We start from the raw sequence: 21,816 nt of genomic DNA on the forward strand, positions 1-21,816 counted from the left end.
CGGACGGCTGTCCCAGAAACCCTCCCTCAGTGCGTACTCAGGCGTCCAGGACCTGGCCCTCGCGCTTCACGACGGGCGGCTCCACGCTCCACGGGAACTCGATCCAGTCATCGGTGCGCTTCCAGACGTACTCGCACTTCACCAGCGAGTGCGACTTCTCGTAGACCACGGCACTGCGCACCTCCGCCACCGTGCCCAGGCAGAAGTCGTGGACGAGCTTGAGGGTCTTTCCGGTGTCCGCCACGTCGTCGGCAATCAGCACCTTCTTCTCGGAGAAGTCGATGGCGTCCGGCACCGGCGCCAGCATGACCGGCATCTCCAGCGTCGTACCCACCCCGGTGTAGAACTCGACATTGACCAGGTGGATGTTCTTGCAGTCCAGGGCGTACGCGAGGCCGCCGGCCACGAACACCCCGCCGCGGGCGATGGAGAGCACGATGTCCGGCTCGTAGCCGTCATCGGCGATGGTCTGCGCGAGCTCGCGCACGGCCCTACCGAAACCGTCGTACGTCAAGGACTCACGAACCGTGCTCATGCGGGCCTCCTGACCTGGGTTCGGTGGAAGTTCACGAAGGAGCGCGAGGCGGTCGGCCCCCGCTGCCCCTGGTACCGGGAACCGTAGCGATCACTGCCGTACGGGAACTCAGCCGGCGAGCTGAGCCGGAACATGCACAGCTGCCCGATCTTCATGCCCGGCCAGAGCTTGATCGGCAGTGTGGCGAGGTTCGACAGCTCAAGCGTGACGTGCCCGGAAAAGCCCGGGTCGATGAAGCCGGCGGTCGAGTGCGTGACCAGACCGAGGCGGCCCAGGCTGGACTTCCCCTCCAGCCTGGAGGCGATGTCGTCGGGCAGCGAGATGACCTCGTACGTCGAGGCGAGGACGAACTCACCCGGGTGCAGGATGAAGGCCTCGTCCCCCTCGGGCTCGACCTCCCGGGTCAGGTCGACCTGCTCGATGGCGGGATCGATGTGGGGGTAACGGTGGTTCTCGAACACCCGGAAGAACCGGTCGAGTCGCACGTCGATGCTGGAGGGCTGCACCATCGATTCCTCGAACGGGTCGATGCGCACCCGTCCGCTGTCGATCTCGGCCCGGATGTCCTTGTCTGAGAGAAGCACGTCCCGAGGATACGCAGGGTGCGCGGGCCCACCCCAATCGGACGGGCCCGCGCGCCCCCGTCAGCGCTTCGGCGCCCCCACCGGCACGGCATGCCGCAACCGGGCGCAACGCGGGCAACGCAGCAGTCGGCCGGGGCCGATCCGGCCCGGGCCGAGTTGCTGCATCGGGAACGTGGCGGTGCTGAACACGTGCCCTTCGGCACAACGGACGACGGTGTGATCCATCGAGTCCCTTTCCCCAACCAAGCCATCAAGCGATGAATCGCCACATTAAGGGATGAAGAGGATTCGACTCCAGGCGGCACTCCGCCTCCTCAGCCTACGCATCCGCTCACCCACCCAGGGTCCGGATCCACCCCAACTCCCGCCCAGCACAGGAGTTTCGACGAGCCCCGACACGAGGACGGCCCCGCGGCGCAGACGCCGGGGGCCGGGTATGAGGTAGAGTGTGCGGCGATGCGGGACAAGCAATTGGCCCAACTCGCGGATGTAGTTTAATGGTAGAACATGAGCTTCCCAAGCTTATAGCGCGGGTTCGATTCCCGTCATCCGCTCTTGAACGAAGCCCCAGGTCAGATACCTGGGGCTTCGTAGTTGTCTAGACCTCTTCGGGGTCGCGTGCCATTCGCGTGCCATACGGGACCTCGTGCGACGTCGGGGCAGAGGCCGATCACTCCAGCCGCGCCCCATCGGGAACGGCGACCTGGGTGAGAACGGGCACACAGCATGAGCCGAAGCCCACCCCGCCATGCGTGCGATTGGGTGATGATGGCGCCGTGATCGTGGACCTGAGCAACTACGAGCTGGTGTGGCCGACATCGCTGTTCGTGTCAGAAGGGGAACGCATCCTGAGGACCACGGGCTCGCGTTCCTCGTGGGAGGAGCGCGTGGAGTGGCTCCTGACCGAGGCCCTGGTCGGATCGACAGCCGTGGCGGACTTCCAAGAAGTCGAGGCCCCCCATGGCGGCTGGGGCTCCACGAGGGAGAGCCGACACAGGGGAGACAACCGGGAGGACTGGTTCTCGGAACTCATCAGCCGCGCTTCGGAGATCCGGCCCGCAGTCGCGCCCCGACCGTACTGGCCCCAGCGCCAGGGGCGCAGCCTGTCTGCCAATGGGAGCACCGCGCGAGATGTCCGGCGCGAGTTCGCGCTGATCGTCAGCGACTTCGCGAACAACGGCTACTTGGTCGAGCAGTTCGGCGAGGAGTGCGTCGACGGCCCGGAGGACCTGCCTGACGCCTCTGCTGTGATCGCGCGGCGCCTGGGCATCCCGGGCCTGTGGCCACTGACTCCGACGGTCTGGGACGAGGACATCTTCTACGGTCTGATCGAGGTCTTCCACGACCTCGTCAGCCGTCCCCGACTGCGACGCTTCCATTCCTACGGCGCATGCGGCTGGCACCACTCGGAGTTCCACAACGGCCCTGCCCGGATCTTGTACCGCGCGAAGATTAACGAGCTGCTGCATGAAGCCGGAATCGAGTATGAGCTCGCTGCAGAGGGCGAAGACTTGGGACGGCTTGTCACCGTGACCGACGATGCACGCCGTCACCTGGTGCACCGCGTCCTCAACGACAGCCCTCCTACCGTCACCGCCCGCGTCCGGCACTCCATCGCGCTCTTCCGCGCCCGCGACGCATCTCTGGAGAGCAAGCGGTCGGCCATCGTGGCCGCCGTCGGCATCCTGGAGGAACGCCGCACCTTGATCCGCGAAGACCTCGGGAAGCCTGACGACGGGGCCCTGTTCGAGATTGCCAACAGGTTCGACCTGCGCCACCGGCGCGCAGACCAGCTCGCCAACTACAACGACGTCTTCCTGGACTGGATCTTCTGGTGGTACCTAGCCACCATCGAACTCACCAACAAGCTGATCGAAGCAGCGGAACCCCCGAAGGCCGGCACCGGATCTGAGCCTCCCTTCTGACAGGCTCGGGAGCAGCAGGTGGAGGTCCGCTCTGGACCTCCACCTGGGCTTGTCACCTCGCTCGTGCAGTTCCCCCGGAGCCTGTCGGCAGAGCTGGAATCCCTTGGGCGGCAGCGGCTGCGCCCGGGACCCGACCCGCCGCGCGCTGACGGCGGACGTCGGCGTCGATGTCGTCGGCGAGCTTGCGCTGGTGGGCCTTGGTGGAGTGCTGGTAGATCAGCTGGGCCCGCTCGGAGGACTGGCCGGCGCGGACCATGAGGTCCTTGAGCTTGGCGCCGGTGTCGGCGGCGAGGGTGTTGCCGGTGTGCCGGAGGTCGTAGAAGCGGAACTCCTTCGGCAGGCCGACCGCGTCCCGCGCCTTGCGCCACTTCCGTCCGAAGGTGGTGCCACGGAGAGCAGCACCCCTCTCCCCCACGAAGACGAGGCCGTCGGGTCCATCCTGAGCGAACCACTCCAGGTGTCGGCGGACGTCGAGGAGGATGAAGCCGGGCAACATGATCTCCCGTTTGCCCGCACGGGACTTGGGATCGCCGATGACCCTGCGGCCGGTGTTCAGTTCCGGAGCGGCCCGCCGGACCCAGATCGAGCCCGCGTCGAGGTCGACGTCGGAGCGCCGCAGCTCGGCCAGTTCCTCCGGGCGCATGGAGGCGAAGGCCCCGAGCAGGACCATCAGCCGCCAGCGGATGCCGATGGCCTCGGCGAGCGCGAAGACCTGTTCGACGGTGGCGACGGGTCGTTCGTCCGCGTCCTCGCGGCCCGCCCCGCGGATGAAGCAGGGGTTCCGGCGGATCAGGTCGTCCTCAACGGCCGTCTGCATGATGGCCTTCAGCAGGCGGTACGACTTGGCGGTCGTCGTGGCGCCGGTCGCCTTCCGCCGTTCCGCGCGCCATGTCCTGACCTTCGCGGGGCTGATGACGTTGACGTACTGGCCGCCAAAGGTCGGCACCAGGTGGAGGCGGAGCAGCCGCCGGTACAGCTCCTCGGTCGTGGGCGCGACGCCGCGCTCGTCGATCCAGCGCGTGGCGTACTCCGAGAACAGCACCTCGCCGGCGGTCGGGTCGATCCAGTCGCCGCGCGACTGGTCGGCCTGGACCTGGGCGAGGAAGATCTCGGCTTCGCGCTTGGTCTCGTACGTATCAGGGGCGGCGCGTAGGACGCCGTCGGCTCCGGGGTAGCGGGCCTGCCAGCGGCCGGAGGGGAGCTGGCGGATCGCGCCAAAGCTGCGGCGCGGGGACCTCGTGCGGGGTCGTGCCATCAGGCCACCAGCCCGAAGCCGGAACGTCGGCCGCGGACGGGTTCGACCGTCCGCTCCTCGACGTAGGCAGTGAGCACGCTCTCCGAGATCCGGACGTGCTTGCCGAGCTTCACGTAGCGAATCCGGCGTTCCTGGATGAGCCGGCGGATGAAGCGGACGCCGGTGCCGAGGCGTTCGGCGGCCTCGTCGACCGTGAGCAGGCGGTCGTTGGTGTTCACCTCCTTTGCCGTGTGGGGCTCGGTGGAGGCATGGGGTATTGCCGTGTGGCGCAAGCGGGGTCCTCTCCTGGCCTCGGCTGGTGGGGCGGCAACCCCGGCCGGGCCGTGTCGTTCAGGGATGGGATGGGCGTGTGATGCGGCCGGGGTCCCTGGGGTTTGCGGGCCAGGGCGGCCAAAGGAGCGGGCTATGGCTGCGGTGGCAGACCGAACTCCTCCTGGTTGATCTTCATGGTGCTCTCGGCGATGGCGTTGCTGACCACCGCGTTGGCCTCCTCACGGATGTCCGGGTGCTCGTCGAGGTAGGCGATGAGTTCGGCGTTGACCCGGCGGTACGCGTGCTGGGCGCGCTGGGCTGCCGCGTTGGCGGCCACGACGGTGTCGATCAGTTCCATGGCGCGGCCGGCGGCGGCCAGGGCGGGCGGGCCGACGAGGTTGGACAGCGACACCCCGAAGACCTCGGCGAAGCCGATCGCCTCGTCGAGGTTGATGCGGCGCTTGCCGTTCTCAATCCGCCAGACAGCCGACGGGTTCATCTCATACCCGGCCTCGTTGAGGCGGTCGGAGAGCGTGGTGGTACTCCAGCCACGGTTCTCGCGCTCGGCCTTGATCCGCTTGGCGGCATTGTCCTCGCCCTTGAGCAGGACGCCCTCGGGCTCGTCCTCGCGTTCTTCGTCGGACATTCCCCCTCCTTCCTATCGCAGCACGTTCCTGCAATTCGCAGCAGCCTAAACAGTACATCATGTTCTGCCGCTTGCATAGCCGCTATGCGCGTGGCATGGTTGTTGTGCTGGACCGCTGCTGTCCGCAGGAGACCGCCAGCACCTAGCCAGACATGCAAAAAGCCCCCCGGTGCTTGCGACACCGAGGGGCTCAAAGCGCAAACCTCACGCCGCCCATCCCTGAACGACTAGCTGCAGTGCCGGGATTGCCGTCCCATATGGCCGCAGATTGAGGAGCTCGATGTCCAGTATGGACGAAGCCACCCCGAACACGCCATCGCTTCCCTTCGAGTGGCCGCCGACCGCCATCCCCGGCCAGCCAGCCGTCCCCGCGCCCACCCCGGACCCCGAGGGCATAGAGGTCCTGGACCTGCTCCGGGCTGCCATCCGGCGCTACGTCGTCATGCCGAGCGAGGAGGCGCTGACCGCGACCACGCTGTGGGCGGCGGCGACGCACCTGCAGACGGTGTGGCAGCACGCGCCGCGCCTGGCGGTGGTCGGTCCGGCCAAGCGGTGCGGGAAGTCGCGGCTCCTTGAGGTCCTGATCGAGGCGGTCCACGAGCCGCTGATCACGGTCAACGCCTCCGCTGCCGCAATCTTCCGGTCGATCGGCGAGGGCGACCCGCCCACACTCCTCGTCGACGAGGTCGACACGATCTTCGGCAGCGCGAAGGTCGCGGAGAAGAACGAGGAGATGCGGGGCCTGCTCAACGCCGGCCACCAGCGCAACCGTCCCACCCTGCGCGTCACCGGCCCCAACCACGAGGTGGTCAAGTTCCCCACCTTCGCCATGGCCGCCCTCGCCGGCATCGGGGACCTGCCCGACACGATCATGGACCGGTCGGTCGTCATCCGCATGCGCCGCCGAGCCGAGACCGAGAAGGTCAGCTTCTGGCGCTACGGCCGCGACGACCTGGCCGTACGCGAGCTCCGCACACGGCTGGCAGCCTGGCTGGCCTCCGTACGCGAGAAGGCCCTCGCCCTGGAGCCGAAGCTGCCGGTCGAGGACCGTGCCGCCGACACCTGGGCGCCGCTGATCAGCGTCGCCGACCTCGCGGGCGGGCACTGGCCCGTCCTGGCCCACACCGCGTGCACGGCCATGACCGACTACGAGGCCGGGCGGGACGAGGACGGTGGGCTCAAGATCCGTATCCTGGCCGACATCCGCCGCGCCTTCACCTCCGAGGGCGACCAGCCGGTACTCCGCACCGGCCGCCTACTGGAGATCCTCAACGCCGATCCCGAGGCGCCCTGGGCCGAGCACAGCCCCAACGGGCTCACCCCGCGCGGCCTGCAGATCCTGCTCCAGGACTACGGCATCAAGTCGGCTAACCGCCGCTTCCCCGGCGGCCACCAGGCCAAGGGCTTCACCCGCGCCCAGTTCACCGACGCCTGGACCCGCTACTGCCCGCCCGAGGCAGCCGCCACCCTCCCCGCCGAGCCCGGCGCCTGACCCTCCCTGACTCGTCCCACTCGTCCCCGCGCAGGTCAGCGCGGGGACGAGTCACCGACCCGCAACGAGTCGACTCGACATCACCGCCCCACCCGTACCTGCCCTGACCAGCGGCGGGACGAGTGGGACGAGTCCCCACTGCCCAGGGCCGCCCAGGCCCAGTGGCCACACCCAGCCCTGCGCCAGCTCGTCTTCCCTCACCCCGGAGAACACCCCCTTGCACTCCCCTGCCCCAAGCGCACCGGCAGTCATACGCACCATCCGCGCCGGCATCGCGCGGCTCACGTCCGGCGCCAAGAACGCGGCCCCCGATGAACGTGATGACGCTGGCGACGCTCGCCGAGCACCCGAGCCCGCTGGGAGTCGTCGCGTGAACCGCACGGGACGCATCGCCCTCGTCCTCGGCCTGGTGGCCGTCGTCCTCATGGCCTTCCGAGTCTCATGGAACGCGCTGTCCGACGTGGCCCGCGCCATCGGCGCCGACTCCACCGCCGCCTTCCTCTACCCGATCGTCGTCGACGGCCTGATGGCCCTCGCGCTGATCGCCACACTCGTGCTGACCGACGCCGACCGGAAGTTCGCGCTGCGGGTCCTGGCGACCTACACGATCGCCAGCCTCCTGCTGAACTACGTGCACGGCCTCGTACCGGCCCTGCACACCGACTCGATCCAGTGGGGCCGACTGACCGACCTGGACTACGCGAACTGGGCCCTCGTACTGCTGGCGACCTCACTCCCGGTCGGGTCGATCTACTTCGGGTCGGACCTCGTGGCCAAGGTGCTGCACCACAACCCCGAGTCGGCCGACTCCCCCGAAACGACCCCTGCCCAGTCAGCCGACGAGCAGGCCCCACAGTCGACCCCTGACCGGCCCGGTTCCGTCCCCGAGCAGTTGACCGAGTCGACCCCCAGGGAGGCCACCGAAGCACCCGTGACGGGGCCGACCGTGCGAGCCGAATCGTCCCCCGCCACCCGGCCGCCCCGATCGGCCACAGCAGCGGAGTCGACCGGAGCCGCCCCGCGTCGAGCGACCGGTCGGATCCCGGCCGACACCAAGTCGACCGCCGACCGCACCGGCATCTCGCCCGAACTCCTCGACCGGGCCCGACTCCTGACCGCCGACTGGACCGGCGACCAGCTCACCGCCGTGCGTCTACGCAAAGACCTTCGGATCGGCCAGGAGCCCTCTCGCATCCTCCGCGACCAACTGCAGGCCGAACGCGCCGAGGCCAGGCCCGTCGCGGATGACGACACCAAGGCCGGGTCACCCGACGGACTCGACGAAGCCGCTCCCGCCGACTCCGTCTGACCCGCGCAGAGGCACCGAACGCCCGCCCTTCCGCGCATCCCGTGGCCCCGTGCAGCCGAGCACGGGGACACAGGGCCTCGCGCAGCCAAGCCCCCGGCACCAGCACCCACGGAGAACCGATCCATGCACGACCCGAACCATGAACTCCCCACCACCCAGCAGGAGACGACCGCCGGCCCCAACGGCGCAGCAAGTTGTCGGGTAAGGAGTCCTTACCCGGCCTCCGCCCCAGGGGAGGCGGAGGCATCCGGCGCCGAGGGGGCACCGGGGTCGGCCGGCCCGGGGAAGCCGACTCGGGGAGAAGCCACGCAGCCGCCCGCGCCGCGCCGCCGTCTTCGCGAACCCACGCTGCGTGAGAAGCGCGTCCACCCGCGCTACAGCCACGACGAGTTCGTCCTCCTCGCGACAGCCGCTCACCTCAGCCGTATGTCGGTCGGCGGCTACGTCGCCGAGACCTCGCTCGCCGCCGCCCGCTCCGACGACCCCACCGCCGCGGTCGCCGACTACCGCGCCATGGTCAAGGCGCTGATGGCCGCCAACGGGCAACTCGGCAAGATCGGCGGCAACCTCAACCAGCTCGCCTGGCACCTCAACAAGGACGGCGCGTGGCCCGCGCTGGACCTCGCTGGACCGGGTCGAGGCGTCGATCGCCGATGTGGACCTGGCCGTCGCCCAGGTGACCTCCGGGCGGTGACCACGTGATACCGAAGATCATCCTCGGCAAGGGTGCCCGCGCCACCCGCCGCCTCATCGGCTACCTGTACGGACCGGGCTCCGCCAACGAGCACACCGACCCGCGCCTGGTCGCGTCCTGGAACGACTTCGCCCCCGACCCCGGCCGCAGCCCCCACCGCAACCCCAAGGATGTCGAGGACCAGCTCGCCGCGCAGCTCGACCAGCCCGTGAAGATGCTCGGCGACAAGGCCCCGACCACCACGGTGTGGCACTGCCCCGTGCGTGCCGCGCCCGAGGACCCGATCCTCACCGACGCCCAGTGGGCGGACATCGCCCGCCGGATCGTGGCCGCCGCCGGCATCGCCCCCGAAGGCGACGAGGAAGCCTGCCGCTGGGTGGCGGTCCGCCACGCCGACGACCACATCCACATCGCCGCCACCCTCGTACGCCAGGACGGCCGCCGCCCCCGCCGCGACCACGACATCCGCGCCGTCCAGCGCGAAGCCCGCAAGATCGAAGCCGACCTCGGCCTGCGCCGCCTCAACCCCGGCGACGGCACCGCCGCCAAACGCCCCACCAGCAGGGAGCACTTCAAGGCCAAGCGCCAGGGCCAGGACACCACGACCCGCGAGATCCTGCGCATGCGCGTCCGCCGCGCCGTGGCAGCCGCCTCCACCGAGACCGAGTTCTTCGCCCTGCTGGAAGCGACCGGCGTCGCAGTGCGGCCCAAGACCGGACCGTCCGGAGACGTTCTCGGCTACAGCGTCGCCCTGCCCGGCGACTTCAACAAGCACGGCGAACCCATCTGGTTCTCCGGCTCCACCCTCGCCGGCGACCTCTCCCTGCCCAAGATCCGCCACCGCCTCACCGACACCCGCACCGAACCGACCACCGCCCGGCCGGCCGACCCCTGGCACCAGGCCACCGCCGCCACCGAACGCATCCCCCACCACCTCACCCACGGAGACGACCCCATCGCCCAAGGCCAGCTCGTCGCCCTCGGCGGAACCCTCGACCTCCTCCCCCTCACCGCACCAGCCGCCGCCAGGACCGAACTCGAACGCGCCGCCGCCCTCTTCGAGCGCGCCACCCGCTCCCGCATCACCGCCGACGCCGACAGCGCCCGCGTCCTGCGCCGCAGCGTCCAGACGATCCTGCGCACCCCCGCCGCGACACGCGACGGAGCCGGGCTGGCCATGCTGTTCGACGCCGCCCTCATCGCCGTCGCCTTCGCGAAGCACTGGCACCGCACCCACCGGCACGCCCAGCAGGAAGCGGCAGCCCAGCAGGCCCTCGTCCGCCTCCAGACCGCGTACGCCCAGGTCGCCGTCCCGGTCCTGGACGACCTTGCCCGCCGCACCCCCGGCATCCGGACCAAGCACCGCTACGCCCGCCACCTCCAGCAGGCCGCCCCCGATCACGCAGCCCGCATCCTGAAGGACCCCGCCTGGGACGCCCTCGCCACCGTCCTCGCCGACGCCGAAACAGCCGGCCACAACCCGACCACGCTCCTCGACCAGGCCCTCGGCCAACGCACCCTCGACGACGCCCGCAACCCCGCCCGCGCCCTGACCTGGCGCATCCACCGCCTCGGCCAACGCCACGCACCCGGCCCTCGCGCCCAGGCAGCCATGGCTCGCAGCACCACACGCCGTCCCAGCGCCCAGATCCACCCGCCGACGGCCACACCAGCCACACCGGCCGCTGCACCGCAGCAGCCACACGTGCGACGACGTTGATCCTGGCGCTGAGGACACCCACGGTGAGCACTACGGGATGTTCACGGAGTGAACAGATGGGGCGTTCACTGCGTGAACGGCCCATCTGTTCACTGAATGAACGGGGCAAGCAACCGGTGAGACCTAGCCGTGCAGTCCCATGCCGGCCGAGTGATGTCGAGGCCGTGGCGCTCCCTGGAACGCACGCAGTCACCGCCCCGCCGCGTTCCCCAAAGGAACATCGAATGCGTTCCCTTGGGGAACAGCCGTCGCGTTCCCCAAGGGAACGGCGATCACCTTCCGGAAGAGCCTGCGATCTTGCCGTCCAACAGCTCCAGCGCCTCCTCCCACCGGAAGCGGTCCGCTCCACCGCCTGCCTTGGGGCGGTGAGGCTCGTACGACCCGACCAGCACGCCCATCTCGCGCAGCTGGTCCAGGCTCCGGCCGTACGCCGGGTGTGCGGCCATGGCGGCATTCACGTACGGCAGGACGGCAGTCGGAATGCCCATCCCGTATGCCTCGCACAGGATCCCGAGGGCGAGGGTGTCGGCGATGCCTGCCGCCCACTTGTTGATCGTGTTGAACGTGGCTGGCGCGACGGCGATGGCGTCGGCCGGCGGGAGCGGGCGCGGGTCACCCGGGCTGCGCCAGGCCGAGCGGATCGGGTAGCCGGTCTGGGCCTCGATCGCCTCGGTGTCGAGGAAGCCGAGCCCTTGGGGGGTGGCTATGACGCCGACGCCCCAGCCCTGCTCCTGCGCGGCGGTGATCAGCTTGTGAGTCTCGCCCGCGATGCCGGCGGCGCAGACGACGACGTACAGGAACGGCTGTGCGGTCACGCGGGGACTCCCAGTCGGCGGCTGAAGTGGTGGAGCTCGGGCAGCGTACGTCGCCGGTCGCGGGCGGCCATGTCGGCGACCAGGTCGCGGACGGCGGGGCGGCGTACGTCCTGGGCGGCGCAGGTCTCGGCGATACGGAGGGCCTGGTAGCCCTCGGCCAGGCGGCCCTGCTGGTTGTAGGCACGCGCGACTTCCACCCAGAGCGCTGCTCGTCGTTCGGGCGCGGGAATGTGCCGGCGCATGAGGGGTGCCGCGGCGTTCAGGGCGATACCGGCGTCGCCGAAGGACACTGCGGCGCTGACGGCATGGATCGCGACGTTGGTCGGGCTGAAGTTGGCCCAGGCGTCGGGCTGGTCGAGCGCGACGTACCGGGCGACCTCCCGTGCCTCGTCGAGGAACTCCCGGGTGGCTGCGCGGTCACCGCCACGGCTGGCCGCGGTCGCTCCCCGTAGAAGCAGCAGACCGACGGCGGCGAGGTATCGGGGCGGATGTCGATCGTAGGAGCCGGCGAGCTGGCCCGCGGTGTGGCGGACGAGGGTGACGGCCTGGGCGGTGTGTTTCTCGCGGGTCAGGACGTGGGCGTGAAGGCGGACGCTGGAGGCGAGGACGACGGGGTCGCCGGAGCGCTCGGCCTCTGCCATGGCTCGTCCCACCGCCAACCAGGCGTTGCCCTGGTCGCCCTGCTTGAGCAGCAGGCTCGTCGAGGTCCTGTACGCGGTGGCCAGAAGCCCGGCCGTCTCCTCGGTGTTGCGGTGATCACCTGTCGCCTCCCGCAGATCGGCGATGAGACCGGGCAGCATCGCCTCCAGCTCCGCGTAGTCGCAGGTGCAGAAGAGGCGGCGGGCGGTGGTCAGTCTGTCCCGCAGGGGCTGCATCTCTCCGTTCCACGAAGAGGCGGAGCCTGCTCTGGGGCCAGGGAGAAGTGCGCGTACAAGGTCGTCATGGGCGGCGGTGGCGGGTGTCGCCGGGGCCGTGAGGGAGGCGATGCTCGCGGCGAGGAATGTGCGGCGGCGCATGTCTTCTGTCTCGGGATCGTCGGTCGTTTCTACGGACGGGCCGGGGTCGCTCAGGCCAAGAAAATGGAAGGCGATGCCCAGTTCGGAGGCGACAGCGCGTAAGACCCGGGTGTCCTCCGTGCCCCGTCCGTTCTCCAGGCGGCTGAGCTTCGACTGGTGGTAGCCCAGCGCGGTGGCAACGTCCGTCTGCGAGCGGCCGGCGCGCTGTCGGGCGTGCTTGATCGTCTCGCCGATCTTCTCGGCCTCGGTCTTCACGTCTGCCATCCATGCCCTTCCGTCCGCGTCGAGCATGCCCCTGCGGTCGAGCGTAGGCGAGCGATGCAGAGGCTTCATGCAGCTTCTGCATAGACGATGCGGGACGGGCACACGGCGTCGCGAACTGGGCTGACCGCGCGGTTTCTTGGGGTGGTCGATCCGACTTCTGGAGGCCGCTCGTGGAAGCGCACCAGCTCACCTTGACTCTCCCGCCCACACTGGCCGCCGTGCCCACGGCACGACGCCAGATGCGGGAGGCCATAACCGCCTGCCCGACGGTGACAGCGGCGTCGGAAGCCATCCAGACGGCCGAGCTGGTCGTCAGCGAGCTCGTCACGAACGCGGTCCGGTACGCCGGCCACCAGCCGATCAGCTTCGTCATCCAGTTCTGCGCCGCGGCCCTGCGGGTGGAGGTCAGCGACGCGAGCCGCACTCTGCCGAAACCGGCGCTGCCGGACGAGGACAGCGAGGGCGGACGCGGTCTCTTCCTCGTCGGTGTCCTCGCGGACCGCTTCGGCACGACGCCGACTGACTCCGGCAAGTGCTGCTGGGCCGAGATCGACTTGGCTGCCGCGCCTCTGACCGGGGCTGCTGCCGCCATGTCCCTTCCCACGCAAAGGAGTTGTACGTGAGTACCCACGTCCCCGCCGTCATGTCCCAGGTCATCGCGATCCGGCCCGGCCGACCCCTCACCGGTGCCGTGACGGTCGACGGTTCGAAGAACGCCGCGCTCCCGCTCGTAGCCGCTGCGGCAGCCCTCCTTCGCCCCGTCCGGCTCGACAACGTGCCCGCCAGCTCGGACGTCCAGACCCTGCTGGACCTGCTGCGGCAGGCGGGCTGGAACACCGCCCATCCGGTCGGGGACGACCACACCGTCCTCGTCCTTCCCCGCGAGATGGCCCCGACGCCCGACGGCCTGGGCGAGGCCGCTTCCAGCATCCGTGCCTCGTACTACCTCGTCCCCGCTCTGATCGCCCTGTGCGGCCGGGCCCGGCTTCCCTGGCCGGGCGGATGCCGGATCGGCGACCGCGGCATGGAGCAGCACTTCAAGGTGTACGAAGCCTTCGGCGACCGCGTCCGCGTAGATGACAACGGGTACGTCGTCGAAGCCGGTAAGACGGTCCGCGGCACGGTGTCCCTGGTGCTGCCGTTCCGCTCGCGCGGGGCGACGATCGCCGCAGTCCTGCGCGCTGTAGTGGCCGGTACGCCGCTGCGGCTCGGGCAGCCGAACCTCTCCCCGGAGGTCCTCGGCGTCCTGAACGCACTGACGGCTGTGGGGTACCAGTGCCGTGCCGGCGAACGCATCCTCACTCTCGTGCCGCCGTCTTCCGTCCCGGAGGAGGACGTACCCGTCTGGAAGGTGCCAGGAGACAAGATCGAGGCCGGGACCTTGGCCTGCGCCGTGGCCGCAACCGGCGGCACCGCGCGGATCGAGGGCGTCCACGCACCCGATGTCGCGCCGCTGGTCGGCGCCCTCCAACGGATGGGCATCCCCACGACCAACGAACCGGAGACCCTGGTCGTCCACGGACGGGACACCCAGCCGACCGGCCGCCCTCTGCGGGCCATGGCCACTCTGGCTCCCGGTGGCCTCGATGCCGACTTCGAGCCGCCGCTCCTCGGCCTCGCCCTGGGCTTCCCCGGCACCCACCTGTTCTCGGACCCGATCAACCCCGGGCGCCACAGCAACCTCATCCCCCAGCTCGTCCGCATGGGCGGGGAGATCACCGAACTGTCCTCCACCGAATGCCGGTTCACCGGCCCCCAAAGGCTGACGGGTGCCGGAGTAGAGGCAACCGACATCCGCACGGGCTCGGCACTGATGGTCGCCGGCCTCGCCGCCCGCGGCGTCACGACACTCGGCGGCGTCGACCAGATCCGCCGCGGCCACGCCGACCTGCCCGGCAAGCTCCTCGCTCTCGGAGCCGACATCTGCGAGGTCACCCCATGACCGCAACCAGGCGCTTCCAGCGAATCATCGCCACCACCGACGTCCACTCGGCCTTCGCCGACGCCGTGCCGATGCTCGCGCACCTGCACGCCATGGGGCACGACAGCTTCGTCGTCGACTGCGGGGACTTCTTCGAGGGCACCGGCTACTACCGGCTGGGCAAGGGCGCCATCGAGAGGGAGATCCTCACGACGCTGTACGACGTGCTGGCGCCCGGCAACCACGGCTGGCCCCACTACTTCGAGCCCGGACTGCGCGAGATGACGGTCTGCGCCAACGCCGTCGACGACGCCACCGGACGACCGCTGTTCGACCGTCTCCGCGTCGTCGACGTGCACGGCCGCCGGGTCGCTGTCACCGCGGTCATCGGCGTGAGCGCGTTCCACACCATCCCCGCAGGCCAGCGGGCCGGGCACCACGTAACGGCCCCCGTGGCAGCGCTGCGCGAGCTGATGCTGGAACACCATCACCACGTGGACTCGTGGATCGTGCTGTCTCACTCCGGTTTCGACGAGGACCTCAAGCTCGCCGGGGCCTGCCCGTTCGTGGACGTCATCTTCGCCGGCCACTGCCACAGCGACACCTACGGACCGGTGCACGTCGACGACACCCTCGTGGTCAAGGGCCGGGAGCTGGCCGCCGGATACGCCGCCGCCGAACCCGTCGGCTCCGGCTGGGCCGCCCGTACCGCCCTCTTCCCCACTCCGACACCGGTACCGGACGACCTCGCCGACCTGGACGAGGAGATCGCCTCCACCTACCGAATGCTCGCCACGGCCCTCGGCACCGTCAATGAGCCCTACCGCGACGCCGTCCTCGACCGACACCAGCTCCTCCAGGACGTCGCCTCCCGGCTCCACACCGGCCTCGGAGCCGACGCCGTCATCCTCAACGACACCGCCCTACGGCCCACGTACCTCGGCGACACCCTGACGCTCGGAGACCTGCTGGCCATCGAGCCGTTCGACAACCAGCTCGTCCACGCCTTCCTCCCTGACAGATACGCCGACGCCCCGGACAGCTTGCTCAAGCACCTGACCGAGCAGACCGGCCCACTGGCCGTCGCGCCCTGGCCATTGCCGCAGGGCATCCGGTCCGTCCTGACGACCGACTACCTCGCCGACACCCACCTCGGCGGACGCACCCACCAGGCCGGCCTCCGCCTCGGCGAGGCCGTCCGCCGCACCCTCGCCACCCCGCTGCCCGCCCAGGAGGAAGGCGCACGATGATCCTCACCGGCCCCGAGATCACCGCCGCCGCCCACGACGGCCGCCTCACGATCAGCCCGTTCGAACCCGGGCAGGTCAACCCCAACAGCTACAACGTCCGCCTCGGTCCCACCCTGCTGACCTACACGACCACGGTCATCGACGCCCACCAGCCCAACCCGACCGCCACGGTCGAGATCGGCGAGGACGGGTACGTCCTCCAGCCCGGCGAGCTCTACCTCGGCCACACCCTCGAACAGGTCGGCTCCGACACCTTCGTCCCGCTGCTGTTCGGCCGCTCCTCCGTCGGCCGGCTCGGTCTGTTCGTCGAGATCACCGCCCCCATCGGCGACATCGGCTTCCACGGCCAGTGGACCCTGATGCTCTCCCCGATCCGGCCCCTGCGCGTGTACGCGGGCATGAAGATCGGGCAGATCATGTTCTTCGTCTCCACCGGCGACATCGACCTGTACGCGGGCAAGTACCAGGCCGCCGACGGCCCCCAGCCCTCCCGTTACTGGCGGGACGCCGCCCGCGTCGGGGCGGTCGCCCCGTGATCCTCACCGGCCCCGCGATCACCGCCGCCGTTCGCGCCGACGAGATCACCATCGACCCATACGACCCCGCCCGCGTCTCCCCGAACGCCTACGACTGGCGCCTCGGCAACACCCTCCGCGTGTGCGCCGGCGACCTCGACGCCGCAGCCCCTACCGCTTACACCGAGCAGACGATCCCCAGCACCGGCCTGGTCCTCCAGCCCGGACTGCTCTACCTCGGCGTCACCCACGAGCGCACCGGCTCGGAGACGTACGCGCAGATGCTCAACGGCGACCGCACCATCGGAGCCCTCGGCATCTGGGTCCACGTCTCCGCCCCGCTCGGGCACCAGGGCCACGCGATCCACTGGACCCTGGAGATCCGGGCCGCCCGGCCCGTCCGCGTCTACCCGGGCATGACGTTCGGCAAGCTGGTCTTTCTGACAACCCAGGGCACACCGGCCAGCTACCAGCGGCAGCTCGCAAAGTACGCCGCCTCAGACGGCATCGACATCTCACGCCTCTACGAGGAGATCGACGGAGGCCGCCGGTGAGTCTCCACGTCAGCCCCACCCCGGAACCGATGCCCGCTACGTTCCTGGACCTGCCCGCCGGCAGCCCCGGCGGCAGCGTCGAGCTGTTCCTCGACCTCTACACCGGCGAGAAACCCCTCATCCCCGCGAGGGCCTTCATGCTCGCCCCAGCCGGACCCCGCCCCCGGACACCGGCCGGCCTCGACCTGCTCAGCGCGGGCGGCAAGTGCCTGGAGGGACCGGCCTTCGGCCGCTACGTCGCCGCCCTGCGCAGAGCCCTGACGGCGGCGATCAACCCCTCCCCGATCGACGTCCTGCACCTGCACCACCTCGCCTTCGGCGCCACCCCCGCCCTGATGAGGGCCCTGCCCGCGCACCCCCGCATCGCCCTGGTACACGGCACCGACCTGCTCTTCGCCGAAGCCCACCGCGACCAGCTCCAGGTCCTGCGGGCGACCGCGCGGGCCGCCGACGCCATCGTCGTCCCCACCGGCGCCATGGCCGACCGCCTCCTCAAGCTCGCCCCGCAGACCGACCGCCGCAAGATCACCCACATCCCCTGGGGCATCCCCGACCGCCTCCTCGCTCACCCGCCCGCGCGCACCACCCGCACGTCCAAGAGCCACCTCCGTTTGCTGTACGCGGGCCGGCTCACCGCCGAGAAGGGCGTCGAGGCCCTGATCCGGAGCGTGGCCCCGCTCCAGGGCGTCGAGTTGTCGATCGCCGCCCCCAACGCCCAGTTCCGCGTGCTGGCCCCACGGCTGCAACGGGCCGGGGTGAGGGCTCGCTATCTCGGCTGGCTCCGCCGTCCCCAGCTGTGGAAAACGTTCGCCGAGCACGACGTGCTCGTCATGCCCTCCACGACCCTGGAGGCCATGGGCCTGGTCGCTCTGGAAGCCCAAGCCTGCGGCCTCCCCGTCCTCTACCAGCCCGTCCCCGGCCTCAGCGAAGCCCTCGCCCGCTCCGGTATGGCCACCGACTTCACCCACCCCTCCGCGCTCACCCGGGATCTGGACCGCCTGCGAACCGAACCCGGTCTCCTCCCCGCCCTCAGGCAGGCCGGATACGCCAACGCTGCCCAGTACCCCCTGTCGAAGACCGCCCGAGAACTGGCCGACCTCGGCCGCCAGCTCACCTGAGAACCGACGGGGCTGGGCCGGGCAATGCCCCGCGACCACCGGCACGCCGTTGCCCGGCCCGGCCGGCCGACGTCACTACGCTGGCCGCTGGGATGCCCACACGAAGAGGGAGACCATGCCGTACCGCACCGACCGCATCGAGAATCTGCTGAGCGAAGGCGTCCGCGACAAGGTCTACCCGGGAGCGGTGTGGGCCGTCGGCGACTCCGGCGGAGTCCGGGCGACGGGCGCCACCGGTGTCTTGGACCCCGACGAACCGGACGTGAGGATGCGTCCGAACACCGTCTTCGACGCCGCCAGCCTCACCAAGATCCTCGCCGTCTGGGCGTCCATCGGCGCCCTGTGGGAGGACAGCGTCCTCGACCTCGACGTGCCACTCGGCACCTTCTGGGACGAGGTCACCGGCCACCCCCTCGGCACCGTGACCACCCGGCAGCTCCTGACCCACACCGCTGGCCTCCCCCTCCGGGCCCAGCTGAAGAACCTCTACGGCACCGACCCCGCGGACATCCGCCGCGGAGTCCTGCACGAAGCCCTCAACCGGCCGCCCGGCGAAGCCGTCGAGTACACCGACAGGGCAGCCCTCATCCTCGGCTACCTCGCCGAACACCTCTCCGGCCAGCCCCTCGACCAGCTCTGCGAGACGAGAACCTGGCGCCCGCTCGGCATGGACTCGACCCGCTTCGGCCCGCTGCCCGCCGGCATCGCGTCCCGCTGCGCTCCCACCGAGCTCGACCAGGACACCGGCACCCACCTCAAGGGCACCGCCCACGACTTCTCCGCCCGGCTCCTCGGCGGGGTGTGCGGCATCGCCGGCACCTTCACCGTCCTCGACGATCTGGCCGTCTTCCTGCGCTACATGCTCGCCCCCACCACGGCCCCCGCCCAGGCCGGCTTCGGAGCCGAGTGGAGCGCCCGCTCCCTCACCGTGCAGACCGGCGGCCTCCAGCCGGAACGCGGCCTGTTCTGGCACCCGGCCCCCGGCACCCCAGGGGAGCAAGACGTCTGGGTCCACTACGGCTTCACCGGCACCGGCATGTGGATCTCCCCCACCCAGGACCGGTGGGCGGTGCTGCTCACCAACAAGCTCTACTACACCCGCGACCGCCAGCCGCTGACCGACGTCCGCAACGCCTTCCGCCAGGAGGCATTCGTCTGATCTCTCCCTACGGCCCAGAGCAGACCGCCCATGTCACTGACGGCAAACGGCTTCATGGACGAGGACTCGTGCCCCTGCTGGAGAGGCATGGCTCAAAAGAAGCGCTGTCGACGCCTACAGCCTGTCTGCGCGTTGAGGCCCTGTTCCCCCATGCTTCGCCCGCACCTATTCTCCCGATCAAGCGACAAGGGGGAGGGCGCGTGGCAGGCGAAGCGACAAGCTGGCAGAAGGAACAGATCAGTCGCGCGTACGTACACGCTCTCGCTTCCCAAGGCGGTTACACCGTGGGCGATTGGAACGTCGACAAGGACGGTGTGGACGTCACGCTCCGGGACGGCGGCCTGATGGTGGACTTCCAGCTCAAGTGCACCCAGAGTCCGCGAACCATCCGAGGCGGGTACAGCTTCGACCTGGACGTCGAGACCTACAACAAGCTCCGCAGCAGGGAGCGTTCGGCGCCGGGCCACCTGGTTCTCCTGGTGGTGCCCTCCAACCTCGAACTCTGGGTCACCCAGCACTCCGACTCCATCGTGCTGGCCTGCCACGGGTACTGGGCCTGCTTGCACGGCCGCGACTCGGTTGCCAGCCGTGCCACGACCGCGATCAGTCTCCCGGAGGAGCAACAGCTCTCGGTGAAGTCCATGCGCGGCATGTTCGAGATGGCACGCAGCATTCTCCTGTCCGGCAGCACGGGGGTGCACTGACATGGCGACCGACACGCTTCCCTTCGGGCCCGACGAGATCCGGAGCTACCTCAAGGTCACCGGCTGGTCCACCGTGTCCGGCGGCGACGTGGCCGAGCTCTGGCGCCTGCCAGGACCGACCGAGGAAGTCGTGCTCGTCCCCATGAAGCCGGGAGCCCCGGACTTCGGGAAACGCGCACGCATGCTCGTCGAAGACCTGGCGCGTATCAGCGCCGAAGACACGCGGACCGTGCAGGACGCCATCGCGTCCGTGTACCACGACGTCACGGACCTCAGGGCCTCCCACCCCACCATTCGCGACGGATCGATTCCGCTGGACGCCGGATTCGAGCTGTTCCAGTCCGCCAAGCGCCTCCGCGTGGCCTCGGCCGCAGCCACCATCCGCCGCCAGGGACACTTTCGCAACTTCCCGACTCGCGCCCGGGATCAGGCCCGCGACGTCCGCCTCGGACAGACCCGCAAGGGCTCCTACATCGTGCCCATCATCAGCCAGGCACGATCGCCGCTGGACGTGTACGAGCGGGGACAGGAACAGATCGACATCGAGGTCGAGGAGACGCTCTTCGACCGACGGGTCACCGCGACCATGTCCCGTGCCCTGGGCGTCCTGGAGGAAATGGCTGGTGCCGAGCGGGTACCCACCCCCAGCGAGATCACGGATTCCATCGGGGAGGGCGTCTCGTACGAGCTCTGCCAAGCTCTCTCGAAGGTCGTGAACAGCGAAGCGGTCGACACACTGGACGTCACCTTCAACTGGTCCCGCGTGGCTTCAGCCCCACCCGGCACACCACGGGAGGTCGAGTTCAACCACGACGCCATCGCGATCGTGGAGCGGGTGTCCGACCAGCTCAAGACGAGCGTCTACAGCCGCGAGAACGTGATCTTCGGCCTGGTCACCCACCTCAACCGCCATCCGGACGACGAGACAGGCAGGGTGGGCGTGCAAGCCCTCATCCAGAGACGCAGCCGCACGGTCTGGATGGACCTCCCCGACGCCGGCTACCACGAAGCGGTCCGCTGCCACGACTCCGGCATCCCCGTGCGCGTCCGCGGGGTCCTCAACAGCCCGCCCGGAGGATCGGCCACCTTGCAGGTCGCCGACTTCGGACCGGATCCATCACTTGGGCAGTAGCTGCTGTTCTGCTGCGCAGCTCAGCCGTGTGAGCCGAAGGCCCGCACGGCTGGCACCAGCCCTTGCGGCACTGGCGCCGTAAAGGCAGCGGTGCCGCGTAACCAGCACGTCCATCACCGTCCGAGCCGAAGACTTCGAAACCACCCTCCGCGCGCCTGAGCAACGAGACCACCCCTGCACCCGTCCGCTGAGCCGCCCTTGCCCGGGCTGTGGTCCGGCAATCCGCCGGAGGGCTCGGCCCGGCCATGACCAGCCGATACCCGCCCCCTCAGGCGACCATGCCACGACGTGCCGGTAGAAGCACTGAGAACATCGTCGTCGAGGGTGACGTGGCGGGTGGGGTGGCCGGCGCGGACCATCCCGTGCGCGCATGACCTTCCTCCTCTAGCCTCGCGCTTTCATGAAGCAGGCTGTCCGGCAGGCGGTCAGGAAAGCAGAAAGTGCCTCTAATGGGTCTCGTCGGGCCGTAGGAGACTACGGTTCGTAGCTGCCAGCGGGTGAGCACTCCGTACCTCCGAGCCATTGCGAGTTCTGTGGTCAGACCGTGCCCCCGTTGGTCGGCCGGGAGGCCTGACTGCTGATGGGATGGCGTGCCCGCCCGGTGGTTGGGCGTGAGCACTTGATCCATTAGAGAGCGAGCCGTGTCTCCCGCGGGCTGCACGTCGTGATCGGAAGAGAGCGAGGGGGCGGGTGCTGGTGCTGTTCATCGGTGACGACTGGGCCGAAGACCACCACGATGTCGAGATCCAGGACGAGACGGGCCGCAAGCTCGCCACCGCGCGGCTACCGGAAGGCGTGGAAGGCATCGCGAAGCTCCACGCCCTCATCGCCCGGCACAACAGCGAGGACCCGGAGCCCGGGCAGGTGATGGTCGGGATCGAGACCGACCGGGGGCCTTGGGTGCAGGCACTGATCGCAGCCGGCTACCGCATCTACGCGGTCAACCCCCGACAGGC

At 69.8% G+C, this 21,816-nt stretch carries 22 protein-coding genes and 1 tRNA gene; 16 read left to right on the plus strand and 7 right to left on the minus strand.

All coding sequences use genetic code 11. The features are described from left to right. Positions 1 to 37: 37 nt before the first annotated feature. Together ACFYMC_RS13540 and dcd (ACFYMC_RS13545) are read right to left on the minus strand one after the other, a co-directional pair. Positions 38 to 535, minus strand: coding sequence for a phosphoribosyltransferase (locus ACFYMC_RS13540; protein ID WP_388523375.1), 498 nt, complete (start codon positions 533 to 535; stop codon positions 38 to 40). Beyond that, the gene (dcd, locus tag ACFYMC_RS13545) at positions 532 to 1,119 is read right to left on the minus strand and encodes a dCTP deaminase (RefSeq protein ID WP_388523378.1); all 588 of its coding nucleotides are present in this window, start codon (positions 1,117 to 1,119) and stop codon (positions 532 to 534) included. Before dcd (ACFYMC_RS13545) ends, ACFYMC_RS13540 begins: the two co-directional genes overlap by 4 nt. Positions 1,120 to 1,602: 483 nt before the next feature. Here dcd (ACFYMC_RS13545) and ACFYMC_RS13550 point away from each other — a divergent pair. Together ACFYMC_RS13550 and ACFYMC_RS13555 are read left to right on the plus strand one after the other, a co-directional pair. After that, positions 1,603 to 1,673: transfer RNA gene (locus ACFYMC_RS13550), tRNA-Gly, on the plus strand. Positions 1,674 to 1,895: 222 nt separating this feature from the next. After that, the gene (locus tag ACFYMC_RS13555; protein WP_388523381.1) at positions 1,896 to 3,044 is read left to right on the plus strand and encodes a hypothetical protein; all 1,149 of its coding nucleotides are present in this window, start codon (positions 1,896 to 1,898) and stop codon (positions 3,042 to 3,044) included. Between the two features lie 52 nt (positions 3,045 to 3,096). On the opposite strand, the gene ACFYMC_RS13560 is transcribed toward ACFYMC_RS13555, so the two are convergent. The 3 genes from ACFYMC_RS13560 to ACFYMC_RS13570 all read right to left on the minus strand — a co-directional run bounded on the left by ACFYMC_RS13560 (position 3,097) and on the right by ACFYMC_RS13570 (position 5,197). Beyond that, a complete protein-coding gene (locus ACFYMC_RS13560) occupies positions 3,097 to 4,299 on the minus strand; it encodes a tyrosine-type recombinase/integrase (RefSeq protein WP_388523384.1) in 1,203 nt (400 codons plus the stop codon). Further along, positions 4,299 to 4,517, minus strand: coding sequence for an excisionase family DNA-binding protein (locus ACFYMC_RS13565; RefSeq protein WP_388523387.1), 219 nt, complete (start codon positions 4,515 to 4,517; stop codon positions 4,299 to 4,301). Before ACFYMC_RS13565 ends, ACFYMC_RS13560 begins: the two co-directional genes overlap by 1 nt. 185 nt (positions 4,518 to 4,702) lie before the next feature. Continuing rightward, positions 4,703 to 5,197, minus strand: a complete 495-nt coding sequence (locus tag ACFYMC_RS13570; protein ID WP_388523390.1) for a helix-turn-helix domain-containing protein — start codon at positions 5,195 to 5,197, stop codon at positions 4,703 to 4,705. A gap of 289 nt (positions 5,198 to 5,486) precedes the next feature. Between ACFYMC_RS13570 and ACFYMC_RS13575 the strand changes: the two genes are divergently transcribed. The 4 genes from ACFYMC_RS13575 (at position 5,487) to ACFYMC_RS13590 (ending at position 10,412) form a co-directional block, all read left to right on the plus strand. Further along, positions 5,487 to 6,689 (plus strand): DUF3631 domain-containing protein, encoded by a 1,203-nt coding sequence (locus ACFYMC_RS13575; RefSeq protein ID WP_388523460.1) that lies wholly within the window; start codon positions 5,487 to 5,489, stop codon positions 6,687 to 6,689. A gap of 370 nt (positions 6,690 to 7,059) precedes the next feature. After that, positions 7,060 to 7,998 (plus strand): DUF2637 domain-containing protein, encoded by a 939-nt coding sequence (locus ACFYMC_RS13580; protein ID WP_388523393.1) that lies wholly within the window; start codon positions 7,060 to 7,062, stop codon positions 7,996 to 7,998. Between the two features lie 123 nt (positions 7,999 to 8,121). Further along, a complete protein-coding gene (locus tag ACFYMC_RS13585) occupies positions 8,122 to 8,700 on the plus strand; it encodes a plasmid mobilization protein (protein ID WP_388523396.1) in 579 nt (192 codons plus the stop codon). Further along, on the plus strand, positions 8,697 to 10,412 hold the full coding sequence (locus ACFYMC_RS13590; protein WP_388523398.1) for a relaxase/mobilization nuclease domain-containing protein: 1,716 nt from the start codon (positions 8,697 to 8,699) through the stop codon (positions 10,410 to 10,412). Before ACFYMC_RS13585 ends, ACFYMC_RS13590 begins: the two co-directional genes overlap by 4 nt. 272 nt (positions 10,413 to 10,684) lie before the next feature. Here the strand turns inward: ACFYMC_RS13590 and ACFYMC_RS13595 are convergent, their stop codons facing one another. Together ACFYMC_RS13595 and ACFYMC_RS13600 are read right to left on the minus strand one after the other, a co-directional pair. Continuing rightward, on the minus strand, positions 10,685 to 11,227 hold the full coding sequence (locus tag ACFYMC_RS13595; RefSeq protein ID WP_388523401.1) for a flavoprotein: 543 nt from the start codon (positions 11,225 to 11,227) through the stop codon (positions 10,685 to 10,687). Continuing rightward, entirely contained in the window at positions 11,224 to 12,507 is a 1,284-nt protein-coding gene (locus ACFYMC_RS13600; protein WP_388523404.1) for a helix-turn-helix domain-containing protein, read from the minus strand. Before ACFYMC_RS13600 ends, ACFYMC_RS13595 begins: the two co-directional genes overlap by 4 nt. Positions 12,508 to 12,677: 170 nt before the next feature. Here ACFYMC_RS13600 and ACFYMC_RS13605 point away from each other — a divergent pair, with 170 nt between their 5' ends. The 10 genes from ACFYMC_RS13605 to ACFYMC_RS13650 form a co-directional block, all read left to right on the plus strand. Continuing rightward, on the plus strand, positions 12,678 to 13,130 hold the full coding sequence (locus ACFYMC_RS13605) for an ATP-binding protein (RefSeq protein WP_388523407.1): 453 nt from the start codon (positions 12,678 to 12,680) through the stop codon (positions 13,128 to 13,130). After that, on the plus strand, positions 13,127 to 14,449 hold the full coding sequence (locus ACFYMC_RS13610) for a UDP-N-acetylglucosamine 1-carboxyvinyltransferase (protein ID WP_388523410.1): 1,323 nt from the start codon (positions 13,127 to 13,129) through the stop codon (positions 14,447 to 14,449). Before ACFYMC_RS13605 ends, ACFYMC_RS13610 begins: the two co-directional genes overlap by 4 nt. Continuing rightward, positions 14,446 to 15,678 carry a metallophosphoesterase gene (locus ACFYMC_RS13615; RefSeq protein WP_388523413.1) on the plus strand — a complete coding sequence of 411 codons (1,233 nt, stop codon included), beginning with the start codon at positions 14,446 to 14,448 and terminating at the stop codon, positions 15,676 to 15,678. Before ACFYMC_RS13610 ends, ACFYMC_RS13615 begins: the two co-directional genes overlap by 4 nt. Next, positions 15,675 to 16,214 (plus strand): dCTP deaminase, encoded by a 540-nt coding sequence (gene dcd, locus ACFYMC_RS13620; protein WP_388523415.1) that lies wholly within the window; start codon positions 15,675 to 15,677, stop codon positions 16,212 to 16,214. The genes ACFYMC_RS13615 and dcd (ACFYMC_RS13620) overlap by 4 nt, the downstream gene beginning before the upstream one ends. Beyond that, entirely contained in the window at positions 16,211 to 16,747 is a 537-nt protein-coding gene (locus ACFYMC_RS13625; RefSeq protein ID WP_388523419.1) for a deoxycytidine triphosphate deaminase, read from the plus strand. Before dcd (ACFYMC_RS13620) ends, ACFYMC_RS13625 begins: the two co-directional genes overlap by 4 nt. 29 nt (positions 16,748 to 16,776) lie before the next feature. Next, entirely contained in the window at positions 16,777 to 17,865 is a 1,089-nt protein-coding gene (locus ACFYMC_RS13630) for a glycosyltransferase family 4 protein (protein WP_388523463.1), read from the plus strand. A 115-nt stretch (positions 17,866 to 17,980) separates the two neighbouring features. Then, positions 17,981 to 19,024 (plus strand): serine hydrolase domain-containing protein, encoded by a 1,044-nt coding sequence (locus ACFYMC_RS13635; protein ID WP_388523422.1) that lies wholly within the window; start codon positions 17,981 to 17,983, stop codon positions 19,022 to 19,024. Positions 19,025 to 19,224: 200 nt separating this feature from the next. Next, positions 19,225 to 19,728, plus strand: coding sequence for a DUF4365 domain-containing protein (locus ACFYMC_RS13640; protein WP_388523425.1), 504 nt, complete (start codon positions 19,225 to 19,227; stop codon positions 19,726 to 19,728). A 1-nt stretch (position 19,729) separates the two neighbouring features. After that, complete coding sequence (locus ACFYMC_RS13645; RefSeq protein ID WP_388523428.1) at positions 19,730 to 20,860, plus strand: hypothetical protein; 1,131 nt, start codon at positions 19,730 to 19,732, stop codon at positions 20,858 to 20,860. A 696-nt stretch (positions 20,861 to 21,556) separates the two neighbouring features. Then, positions 21,557 to 21,816, plus strand: a 260-nt coding sequence (locus ACFYMC_RS13650; RefSeq protein WP_388523466.1) for a transposase, incomplete at its 3' end; no start/stop codon positions are given.

The organism is Streptomyces sp. NPDC006879 (assembly GCF_042869595.1).
GTDB lineage: Bacteria > Actinomycetota > Actinomycetes > Streptomycetales > Streptomycetaceae > Streptomyces.

Coding starts and splice junctions, on each gene's coding strand:
- ACFYMC_RS13575 (WP_388523460.1), top strand. CDS start 5,487: ATGGACGAAGCCACCCCGAACACGCCATCGCTTCCCTTCGAGTGGCCG.
- dcd (WP_388523415.1), top strand. CDS start 15,675: ATGATCCTCACCGGCCCCGAGATCACCGCCGCCGCCCACGACGGCCGC.
- ACFYMC_RS13615 (WP_388523413.1), top strand. CDS start 14,446: ATGACCGCAACCAGGCGCTTCCAGCGAATCATCGCCACCACCGACGTC.
- ACFYMC_RS13560 (WP_388523384.1), bottom strand. CDS start 4,299: ATGGCACGACCCCGCACGAGGTCCCCGCGCCGCAGCTTTGGCGCGATC.
- ACFYMC_RS13630 (WP_388523463.1), top strand. CDS start 16,777: ATGCCCGCTACGTTCCTGGACCTGCCCGCCGGCAGCCCCGGCGGCAGC.
- ACFYMC_RS13540 (WP_388523375.1), bottom strand. CDS start 535: ATGAGCACGGTTCGTGAGTCCTTGACGTACGACGGTTTCGGTAGGGCC.
- ACFYMC_RS13635 (WP_388523422.1), top strand. CDS start 17,981: ATGCCGTACCGCACCGACCGCATCGAGAATCTGCTGAGCGAAGGCGTC.
- ACFYMC_RS13600 (WP_388523404.1), bottom strand. CDS start 12,507: ATGGCAGACGTGAAGACCGAGGCCGAGAAGATCGGCGAGACGATCAAG.
- ACFYMC_RS13570 (WP_388523390.1), bottom strand. CDS start 5,197: ATGTCCGACGAAGAACGCGAGGACGAGCCCGAGGGCGTCCTGCTCAAG.
- ACFYMC_RS13645 (WP_388523428.1), top strand. CDS start 19,730: ATGGCGACCGACACGCTTCCCTTCGGGCCCGACGAGATCCGGAGCTAC.
- ACFYMC_RS13585 (WP_388523396.1), top strand. CDS start 8,122: ATGCACGACCCGAACCATGAACTCCCCACCACCCAGCAGGAGACGACC.